This is a genomic window from Akkermansia sp. KLE1798, assembly GCF_001580195.1.
GTDB classification, from domain to species: Bacteria; Verrucomicrobiota; Verrucomicrobiia; order Verrucomicrobiales; family Akkermansiaceae; genus Akkermansia; species Akkermansia biwaensis.
Map to the genome: position 1 here is coordinate 233105 of NZ_KQ971081.1, position 9538 is coordinate 242642.

The following is a 9538-nucleotide window of genomic DNA, read 5'->3' on the forward strand; positions in this document are numbered from 1 at the left end:
AATTGATGCGTTTTCTTCCGGTCCGGGCACTTCCGCTGCCCGGAGAGGCCCGGTACCTTTTTTCGTTCGATTTTGACGATACCCTGTTCACCCTGGGCGGTACTGCCGGGGAGCGCCGCAGTTTTTTCCGCCTCATGCGTGCGCTCCGGGCACGCTATGGCGTGCTTTGGGGCATCAATACGGGGCGTGACCCGGTTTACCTGAGGGAGGGCCTGATGGACATGTTTCAGGATGATCCGGAAGCGTTTGCCCCGGATTTTACCGTGACCATGGAACGCAACGTCCATCTGGCGGATGCGGAAGGCCGCCTGATGCCCGGCGTGTGCTGGAACGATGCATGTGCGGTTGCCCATGATTCCCTGTTTAGCCGGTATGGCCGCATGCTGGAGGAGCTGATGGAGCATCTGGAAAAGCAGTTTTCCGGGCTGGAGCTCCAGAGGCAGCAGCATGACGCCTTTTCCCTGGTGGTGAACGATGCGCGGGGGCTGGATGCCGTGTCCGGCGTGATTCATGGAACGGTGGCTCCTTACGAGGAAATCGTCACGCAGAGGGCGGGGCCTTACCTGCGTTTCAGCCACCGGGATTACAACAAGGGAACGGCTCTGGCTTTTGTAGCGTCCCGGTTCGGCATCCCTCATGCTCATGCGGCCATTTTCGGCGACGGGCACAATGACCTGGACGCCATGAGGAATTTGCCGGAAGCATTCCGTTGCTGTCCGTCCAATGCGGCGGATGAAGTGAAGGCCATGGTCGCTTCCGGCCCCGGCTACATCAGTCCACAAGCGCGAACCATGGGAGTTCTGGACGGCCTGGTGAACGGGGCTCTTCCGCATTTCGGCATGCGGACGGATGTCTTGAAGGCAGCGGAACGGAAACGGGGTGCGGATGAACCGCTTACTGAATGAGCTTCTTTGCCGGGGATTGGGAAGCGGCGCATTATATTGTGCAAGGGACGGAAAGAATCCTGTTGACAACGTCCTTTTCCCATGCAGGAATAATGTAAATCTTTATTTCTAATTCCATGCATGTTTCTTCGTTGTCCCGCAAGGCAGGCAGGGGCTCTGCCGTAGGATGGTTCCTGGTGTTGCTGTTGATTTGCGGCGCCGGCGCCGGATATTATTTGTATCAGGACAACCAGGAAAAGAAAAGGGTGGCGCAGGAGTTGACCGCTGAACGCCAGGCAAAGGAGAAAGCCATGAAGGCCGCCGCTGAAAAACAGAGAAAGCAGCGGGAAAAGGAAATAAGGGAACGCCGGGAGAAGGAGCGTGAAGCCGCCGAACTGGCCAGGGAAGAAGCGAAGAAGAAGAAGGAGGTCCTGGAACGGGAGGCGGCGCAAAAGCTTCAGGAGCAGGCCAAGCGGGAGGAAGAGGAAAAGAGGAGGAGGGAAGAGCTGGAACGCCGTGAGCGGGAGGAACAGGAGCGCCGGCAGGAAGAACCCGCCGAGGAGGAAGAGCCGGAACCCGAGGGGCGCTTTCCGCAGCCCGTCAAGAATCCCATGCCGGATCTTTCCGTGTACGCCACCGTCTGCAAGGATGAAATACCGATGGATGCCGACAAGCCCCTGGAAACATGGTCATGGGACAAGGCTGAAAAATTGGCGGGCATGGAGGAATTCCCTTCCGGCAGTACACCGTGGAAAAGAGGGACGGATGACAAGCGCATGGATGGCCTGCTGGAAAGGTGCCGTTCCTGGAAGGGCGACAAGCCTTCCACCCTGAAGGCCTGCCCGGCGGCAAAGGATTTTCCCGGAGCTCCGGAGGATGGCGCTCCGCTCGTGAGGCGCACGGTGGAGATAGATTCCAACATTACGGGCTGGCACAGCACGGGTCTGTATGCCCCGCCGGGATCGGAAATTTCATGTTCCCTCTCCGGGGCGCCCAAGGAGAGTTCTCTCGGAATCCGCATCGGGTGCCATACGGACAGCCTGCACAAGCTGGATGCCTGGAGAAGGGTTCCGGAAATAACGGTGCAGGTTCCGGCGGACCGGGGACGCGTGAAGCTGGTGAATCCGATGGGCGGCCTGGTGTATGTGAACGTGGGCAAGCGTTCCAAGAGGGGCCGGACCTTCAAGGTGCAGATTTCCGGAGCCACTCCGGCGCCTCTCTTCATTTTGGGGGTGACCACTCCGGAACAGTGGGCGGCTCAGTTGGAAAATTGCAAGGCCCCGTGGGGGGAAATTCGCATGCCGCGCCTGGTGATGACCATGCCGGTGGAGCAGTTGAAACGCTGCCCCGACGTTCAGAAGGTGGCGGAATTCCTGCAAAAGAACATGGCGCTCCAGGATTGGATCATGGGATGGGATACCAAGCCGGACCGCCTTCATCATCCCATGCGCTTTGTCGTGGACAGGCAGATTTCCGCGGGGGCCGGGCACTCCGGCTATCCCGCCATGGCGACGACCGACTGGACGAATTCGATCGCCAGCGGCGCCATCGTCAATTCCGGAAGCTGGGGGCTTTGGCATGAACTGGGGCACAACCATCAGGCGCCTCCGTTCACGATGGAGGGGCAGACGGAAGTTTCCGTCAACATTTTCTCCATGCTCTGTGAAGTCATGGGGACGGGCAAGAATTACGAGTCCTGCTGGGGCGGGGGCATGGGGCCGTACGGCATGAGCTCCGAACTAAAGAAATATTTTACCGGAAGCCAGACTTACAAGGACGCGCCCAACAAGGTGCAGCTCTTCTTCTGGGTGGAGCTGATGTACCATCTGGGGTTTGACGCCTTCCGGCAAGTGGCCCTGCAATACCATGACAAGCCTTACGACAACGGCAAGTTGAGCGATGAAAAGAAATGGGAATGGGTGATGTCCGCCTTTTCCAAGGTGACGGGGAAGAACATGGGACCCTTCTTTGAAATCTGGCGCATGCCCGTTTCCGAACACGCCAGGGCCAAAATGAAAAACCTGCCTGTCTGGCTGCCTTCCGGCGATTATCCCGCCTGTTATACGCGGGATGAATAGAAGAGGGGAAATGGCCTGGAAACGGGCTTCTCCCCGGTGCCATACTCGCGTCTGGACGGTTCCGGCGGCGCGGATTAGGATGCCGGGGTTGAATGAAATTGCTGAATGACTGGCTGGGCTTTTTCAAGCCTCTTCAGGTGAAGAACCTGCAAATTTTCTGGTCCGGGCAGGCGTGCGCCCTGATCGGAATGTGGCTGCAGGTTACAGCCATGGGGATTCTGGTTTACAGCATTTCCGGCGGTTCCGCCACGGCGGTGGGTTTGCTGGCCGCCCTGAATGCGCTGCCCTTCTTTTTAGGGGGCATGCTGCTGGCCGGACTGGGCGACCGCTTTGACCGCCGCAAGCTGCTGATTATCGTGCAATCCGTGCAATGGCTGGTGGCGGCGGTCCTGTTTCTTCTGACTTTTGTGGATGCCCTGCAATTGTGGCATTTGTATGCGGCGGGGCTGGTCATGGGCATCAACCAGACGGTGGGCTTTCCCACGCAACAGGCGTTTGTGGGGGACCTGATTCCCCGGAAGCAGCTCCAGGAGGCGGTGGGGATGTATTCCCTGGTATTCAATACATGCAGGGCGGTGGGCCCGGCTTTGGCTGGCTATATCATTGCGGAATGGGGGGCGGCCACCGCTTTCGGCGGCAATGTCCTGGCCAGTCTTCCGCTGATCGGCTGCCTGGTTTCCCTGAAAGGCCGCATTTCCGAAGCCGCCGCGCCGAAAAAGCAGCGCGGTTCCGGCAGAAAGGTTTCCGGTCTCAAGGCGGTATTGTCCACCCGCAGCCTGCTGTTCATCATGCTCAGCGCCCTGATCCAGAATATTTGCGGGCAGTCCCTCTACCAGATCGTTCCGGCCCTGATGCACGGGAATCCCCGCAATACCGGACTGATACTGGGAGCGGTGGGGGCCGGGGCCATGGTCAGCATCCTGCTGGTAATGCCCTTTGCGCGCAAGAGCGACAGGGTGGGGGCCAAGCTTTCTTCCGGCACCCTGTGGATGGGGAGCGCCCTTTGCGTAGCCGGCATTGTCAACGTGGTGGAGGTGCAGGCCCTGTGCTTCTTTTTTGCGGGGCTGGCTACCTCCACGCTGTTTGTTACCTCCTCTTCCGCCGTTCAGCTTCTGGCGCCTCCGGAAAGGAAATCCGCCATTCTGGGGCTTTTCAGCATCGTCACGATCGGCGTGCAGCCGTTGGCCGCCATGGGCTGGGGGGCCGTGGTGGATTCCCTGGGAGTCCAGGCGACGATCATCATGGCCGGAGGGCTGGAAGCCCTGTTCTCCATCTGGATGCTCAGCGTGCCTTTCTGGCGCAATTTCAGGTTTACCCCGGATGACTGCCCGGAAGGAGCATGAAGGATTATGGGTTATCCATTGTCATTGAAAAATGAATTGCCAGCATTTTTCCGTTTTGTTAGATGTTGATAATGGAAGTTTGTTTCATGAAGTTCCTTGCTGCCGGCATTGCCTGCTGCAGGTTGTCCGGTGCAGAGTTGCCCCTTCCGGAACCTGCGCCGCTGCAGGGGCGGCAGGTGTGTTCCATTTCTGTGGGAAAACAGGGAGCGGGAAGTGCCATTTTTTCCCCTGATGGGAGCCGCCTGCTGGTTTGCGGAAAGGGCGTGCCTTCCCTGTGGGCTATTCCTTCGGGAAAGAAAGTCGCGGATTTGGTTCGCCCCCCTTTATGGGACGAGCCTTCCTTATGGAACAGTTTTTCTTTTTCCGGCGATGGATCACGCATTCTGGCGGAAACGGGCAGGGGGCAGAATGGTTATTTTTATACCGTGTGGGATGCCGTGGCGGGAACTCTTCTTGGAAAGACGCAGGGGCCTTATAAAAGGCAAGCGGTTTTCCAGGGTTTGCTGAGTCCGGATGGCTCCCTGTTTTTAGGGAGGGGAAGTGTAAAAGGCTGGACGGTACATGAAGTGACGGAGGAAGGCATCAGTCCGTCATTTCGTCCCGTATCGGAGAAGGGGAAGTTTTTCACGTATTCCCCGGACGGAGGCAAGGCAGCGTTTTTTGATCAGGACGGGTATGTAGCCGTTTGGGATTTGTTGCAGGGAAAGGAACTCTGGAAGAAACCGGGAAGAAGAAAAGGCGCTTCCGTAGACGTCGTCCGGTTCAGTAAAGACGGTTCGGCAGTGTTTGTAGCAGACAGGATGGGAGAATGTGCGGAAATATATGATCTGGAGCATCATCGGATTCTGGAGAAAACCGGGGTGGCTGACCGGCAGACGATTTCTCCCTGGGGCTCCATGTTCGGCATCGTCAAACCATTTTCCAGAATATGCTTTGATCCCGAAAACAAGGTAATGCGGAAGGTGGATTTGCCCGTTTCCACCATGCGCAGCCAATTGAGGGAAACTTCAGGCAAATTGGAAAATCCTTTTAGGGCGAAGAGGAGTGCGGACTTTGAATCAAATAATCCGCCGGATATTTTTTATGTGACCCGGGACGGGCGTTATGCTGTGATGGCGCAGTTTTCCGGATGCTCCATGTATAATTACAAACCGGCAGTGTTGATCTGGGATATTGAGAAAAAGAGGGCCTCCGGGGATGTCGTGTACTGGTTTCCCTTCATTTTCTACATGGAGATTTCTCCGGGGGAAAAATATTTGCATTTCCATGGTGGAAACAGGGCGCCTGAAGGAGTTGTCTCTTTCGCCTCGGGGACGCCCATGAAAGCTCCGGGAAAAATCCTGGCTTTTTCCGCGGACGATTCCATGATCGCCTGGCTGGACGGCGAGAATGTGAGGGTTTGGAAAATATCCGGAAACGGAGAGTCCGGCAATTAATGCCCGGTTTCTTCCTCATGCTCGGAATAGCTGATGCCCAGCATGCAGATGTCGTCCGCCTGGTTGGTGCAGCCCGTGAATTTGGCTACGCAGGTAAGGGCCTGATGCACGAAGTCCTTGGTGGTCTTGGCCGTGGAATTGTTGAAGTAATCAATCAGGCGTTCCACTCCCATTTCCTCTCCTTCCGCGTTGGCGGCTTCCGTCAGGCCGTCCGTGTACATCAGGATGCGTGAACCCGGAAGGAGGGGAAACTGGGCATTCTGGTAGGCGGCGTCATCCAGCAGGCCCATGGCGATGCCGCGGGGCAGGGGCATCTTGCGTGCGATTCCGTCCGGCCCCAGCACGATGGGATGCGGGTGGCCCGCCGTGGAGGCGGTCATGACGCCCGTTTCCAGGTCCAGGTAAATATAAACGGCGGAGGCGAACATGGTGGTGTTGGCCCTTTGCAGTATTTTGGAAAGCTGGTGGTTGAGGGAAGTGAGGAATGCGGCGGGATTGTCCGCCAGGTGGGAAAGCTGTTCCATCAGGCCCCGGAGCATGGAGGCGATCAAGGCGGCCCGGATGCCGTGCCCCATCACGTCGCAGACGATGGCCCCTACGCCGGAGTCGCCTACGGGGAAGGCGTCGAACCAGTCGCCCGCCACCCCTTCGGAAGGGGTGAAAATGTGGTGGAAATCCGCCTTCCGGGTCACTCCGTGTTCCGTGCGGGAACGGGAGGGGAGCTCGTAGGGGAGCAGGGCGAACTGGATTTCACGGGCCAGGTCGATTTCCTTTTCCAGGGACTTGTTCCGTTCTTCCAGAATGCGGGCCGTTTCCCTCGCCTTGATCTCCGTCTTGACCAGTTTGGTGACGTCGCTGGAAATGCCCACGATTCCCTTGAGGTCCCCGTTGCGGCCATACCACGGGAATTTGCTGATCTGGCTCCAGGTATCGTCCCTGTGCAGCCATGTCTCATGATGGAGCCGGGCGCGGATGGGGCGGCCGGTCTTCATGATGTCCAGTTCCTCGTTCCGGGAAATGTCGGACATGGTTTTGTCAAAGAAATAGGCGTCCGTCCGTCCGGTCAGGTCCGCCGGAGTGGGGACGCCCAGCTTGTTGGCCGTGGCCGAGTTGGCCAGAACGAAGCGCGATTCCCGGTTCTTGAAATAAATGCTGTCCGGAATGTGTTCAATCAGGGTATGGAACAGGTCCCGGTCCTCCGCAGCGCGCAGTTCCGCCGTCTTGCGCCTGGTGATGTTGACCCAGACGCCTATGAGCATGACGGGACGGCGCTGCTTGTCCCGGCGAGCGATGCCGTTGACCCGGACCCAGCTCCAGCTTTTAGAGTTGAGCTTCTTCATCCGGATTTCGATGCGCATGGGCATGTGGGAATGCCCGTCTAGGTACCGGCGCACCTCCTGGGAGAAAAAGGCCTGGTCCTCCTCATGGATGGTGAGTTCCGGCTGGGTGAAAATATTGGGGGCCTTTTCCTTGCGGCTGGCCCCCATCATGGTCAGGCAGCGGTCCGTGTAGTGGATGACGCCCGTCTTGATATTCCAGATGTAGAATCCCTCTTCCGCCGCTGACAGGGCCATCTTGATCTTGTCCCAGGTGAACACCTTCTGGGCGGAATGTCTGTTGCGTGAGGGCGGCATATGCAGTTGCCGCTAATCTAACGACAAAACAGCACCCTTGGCAAGAGACAAAATAAGGGAATCTTATCCCGGCCGGAAGGAGGGCCCGGAAAAGACATGCCGGGAGGTTTCCGAACGGCTTTCCTGAAATCTTCCGGGATCGTAAAACGTTGAACGTTGCGGAAAATGCTATTTCCGGTGTTCTTCCTCCTGGGACTGGAGGAATTGCAGCTCCTTTTTCAGAACACTGCCCACGCGGTGCTTGGCAAGGTACACCTGGGCGATGGTGACGCCAAGCTGCCTGCGGACCTTGGCCGCATCCCATTCCCTCAGCACGTAGTAGTCGAAAATCTGGAACTGCTTGGGGGACACCTTGGCCTTGACGCGTTCCAGCGCGGCCTGCAGAAGGTTGTTCTGCCATTCCCGCTCCCATACCTGGTCGAAGTTGTTCTTGCCTTCGTCCGGAATTTTGTCGATGGGGTGTTCCTGGGATTCGCCGGCGTCAGGATTCATCAGCATGGCCGTGTCCTTTTTCCGTTTGCGGAACTGGTCGTTGATGCGCCAGCGGGTCATGTTCCAGAGCCAGAGCTTGAAAGAGCCCTGTTCCGGGTTGTAGATGTTCTTCTTGCTCTGCTTGGCGATGGAAAGAATGGTCTCCTGCACGACGTCCCAGGCTTCGTCCTCCCTTAATCCGGCCTTCAGCGCCACGGAGTAAATGAGCCGCCAGTATGTGCGGTAAAACTCATCCCAGGTGCGCTGGTCTTCCCAATTTTCCAGACGTGCAATCAGGCTTTTCCTGGTATGCTCCGCATACTGGGAAAGCGTATTCTCATCAGGCTGGGACTCGTTCTTGGGTTGCAATGGAGGCACATTCATGTTTTATCATGAATTACGGATGAAAGTGAAGTGAAAGCCGAGTAATGGGAGCGGAATTTTCACGGCGGTGTTATTCATTCACTACGCTTTTGCGGGAAAAATTCTTTCAGGGAAACGGATATGATCAGGAAAACGTCCAGGAGCAGGGGATCTTCGGTAATCGCGGCCCTGATTGTGCTGTGCGCGCTGATAGGCTACGGTCTGTCGGAATGGAAACTGCTTCCGGACACGATGGAGGCCGTACCCGCATCCCGGCAGGCGGCGGAGCAGGGAATGGCGCCGGAAAAGATCACCCTTCCGGAGAAGGGGGAGCCCGTCAGGATGCTGACCATGAATGCGGGCAACTATTTTGTGCCGGAAGACCCGCGGAGAAGCAATTTTCAAGTGAAGTACAAGCCCGTGGAAGCGCGGGAGGCCATAGCGGAGCTCGTCAGGCAATCCGGCGCGGAAATCGTGGGCCTGTCCGAGATGGGCGGGGAAGCCGCCGTGAACGACCTGCAAATGCGGTTGAAAAGAAAGGGTGTGCAGCTGCCGCACAAGGTGCTGGTCATGCGGGACGGTGAAGACCGGGGACTCGCCCTGTTGTCGAAGTACCCCATTGTCAGCAACCGATCCGTGACGGATATGCCCGTACCGGGAGAAGCCAAACGGCGTAAAACGATGCTCCGCGGCATTCTGGACGCCACCGTAAAAACGCCGGATTCCCGCCAGTTCCGCCTCATAGGCGTTCATTTGAAATCCCGGCTGAGCCGCGACGGCTCCGCGGAGGAAACCCGCAGAAGGGAAGCCTATGCCCTGCGCGACTACCTGAACGGCGTCATGGCCTCCCAGGACGGCATGCCCCTGTTGTTATACGGAGATTTCAATGACGGCCCCGTGGACAGTTCCGTGCAGGTCATCCAGGGACCGGCGAAAACGGATTCCCGCCTGAACCGTCTGAAACCCCGGGATTCCCGTGGAGAAACGTGGACCATCTATTACGAAGACGGCGACACCTACCATTCCTTTGACCATATCTTCATCAACAACACCCTGAAAAAACGCCTCGGCCGCAAGCCCCCCATGGGCGTCCTCGACACTCCCCCCTCCCGCCAAGCCAGCGACCACCGCGGCATATGGGTGGAGTTGAGATAGATATATTCCATTATACTCATTTGCATTGAGTTATTCAGGATACTTCATAATATGTTAGATTGTGAATAATGTTGAATATGGGGGAATTATTGATATATTGAATTAATTGTAGGTAAACGGTTATACTACTGTCGAACAACTGATAACTAAATATTATGGAGGAAATGACTATTG

General features: G+C 57.2%; 7 protein-coding genes. 5 read left to right on the forward strand and 2 right to left on the reverse strand.

Annotated features, from left to right (window positions below; translation table 11 throughout):
- Nucleotides 1-5 precede the first annotated feature (5 nt).
- The 4 genes from HMPREF3039_RS05875 (at nt 6) to HMPREF3039_RS05890 (ending at nt 5741) form a co-directional block, all read left to right on the forward strand.
- Nucleotides 6-905, forward strand: coding sequence for an HAD family hydrolase (locus HMPREF3039_RS05875; protein ID WP_197483316.1), 900 nt, complete (start codon nt 6-8; stop codon nt 903-905).
- A 116-nt stretch (nt 906-1021) separates the two neighbouring features.
- Nucleotides 1022-2962, forward strand: a complete 1941-nt coding sequence (locus HMPREF3039_RS05880; protein WP_067981944.1) for a M60 family metallopeptidase — start codon at nt 1022-1024, stop codon at nt 2960-2962.
- Between the two features lie 92 nt (nt 2963-3054).
- Entirely contained in the window at nt 3055-4305 is a 1251-nt protein-coding gene (locus HMPREF3039_RS05885; RefSeq protein ID WP_067571440.1) for an MFS transporter, read from the forward strand.
- A gap of 500 nt (nt 4306-4805) precedes the next feature.
- Nucleotides 4806-5741 carry a WD40 repeat domain-containing protein gene (locus tag HMPREF3039_RS05890; protein ID WP_197483317.1) on the forward strand — a complete coding sequence of 312 codons (936 nt, stop codon included), beginning with the start codon at nt 4806-4808 and terminating at the stop codon, nt 5739-5741.
- On the opposite strand, the gene HMPREF3039_RS05895 is transcribed toward HMPREF3039_RS05890, so the two are convergent.
- Together HMPREF3039_RS05895 and HMPREF3039_RS05900 are read right to left on the reverse strand one after the other, a co-directional pair.
- Nucleotides 5738-7375, reverse strand: coding sequence for a SpoIIE family protein phosphatase (locus HMPREF3039_RS05895; RefSeq protein WP_067571444.1), 1638 nt, complete (start codon nt 7373-7375; stop codon nt 5738-5740). The genes HMPREF3039_RS05890 and HMPREF3039_RS05895 overlap by 4 nt on opposite strands.
- Before the next feature lie 168 nt (nt 7376-7543).
- Nucleotides 7544-8230 (reverse strand): RNA polymerase sigma factor, encoded by a 687-nt coding sequence (locus HMPREF3039_RS05900; protein ID WP_067571446.1) that lies wholly within the window; start codon nt 8228-8230, stop codon nt 7544-7546.
- A 120-nt stretch (nt 8231-8350) separates the two neighbouring features.
- Here HMPREF3039_RS05900 and HMPREF3039_RS05905 point away from each other — a divergent pair, with 120 nt between their 5' ends.
- The gene (locus tag HMPREF3039_RS05905) at nt 8351-9364 is read left to right on the forward strand and encodes an endonuclease/exonuclease/phosphatase family protein (RefSeq protein ID WP_067571448.1); all 1014 of its coding nucleotides are present in this window, start codon (nt 8351-8353) and stop codon (nt 9362-9364) included.
- Nucleotides 9365-9538: the final 174 nt, after the last annotated feature.

Coding starts and splice junctions, on each gene's coding strand:
- HMPREF3039_RS05905 (WP_067571448.1), top strand. CDS start 8,351: ATGATCAGGAAAACGTCCAGGAGCAGGGGATCTTCGGTAATCGCGGCC.
- HMPREF3039_RS05880 (WP_067981944.1), top strand. CDS start 1,022: ATGCATGTTTCTTCGTTGTCCCGCAAGGCAGGCAGGGGCTCTGCCGTA.
- HMPREF3039_RS05900 (WP_067571446.1), bottom strand. CDS start 8,230: ATGAATGTGCCTCCATTGCAACCCAAGAACGAGTCCCAGCCTGATGAG.
- HMPREF3039_RS05895 (WP_067571444.1), bottom strand. CDS start 7,375: ATGCCGCCCTCACGCAACAGACATTCCGCCCAGAAGGTGTTCACCTGG.
- HMPREF3039_RS05875 (WP_197483316.1), top strand. CDS start 6: ATGCGTTTTCTTCCGGTCCGGGCACTTCCGCTGCCCGGAGAGGCCCGG.
- HMPREF3039_RS05885 (WP_067571440.1), top strand. CDS start 3,055: ATGAAATTGCTGAATGACTGGCTGGGCTTTTTCAAGCCTCTTCAGGTG.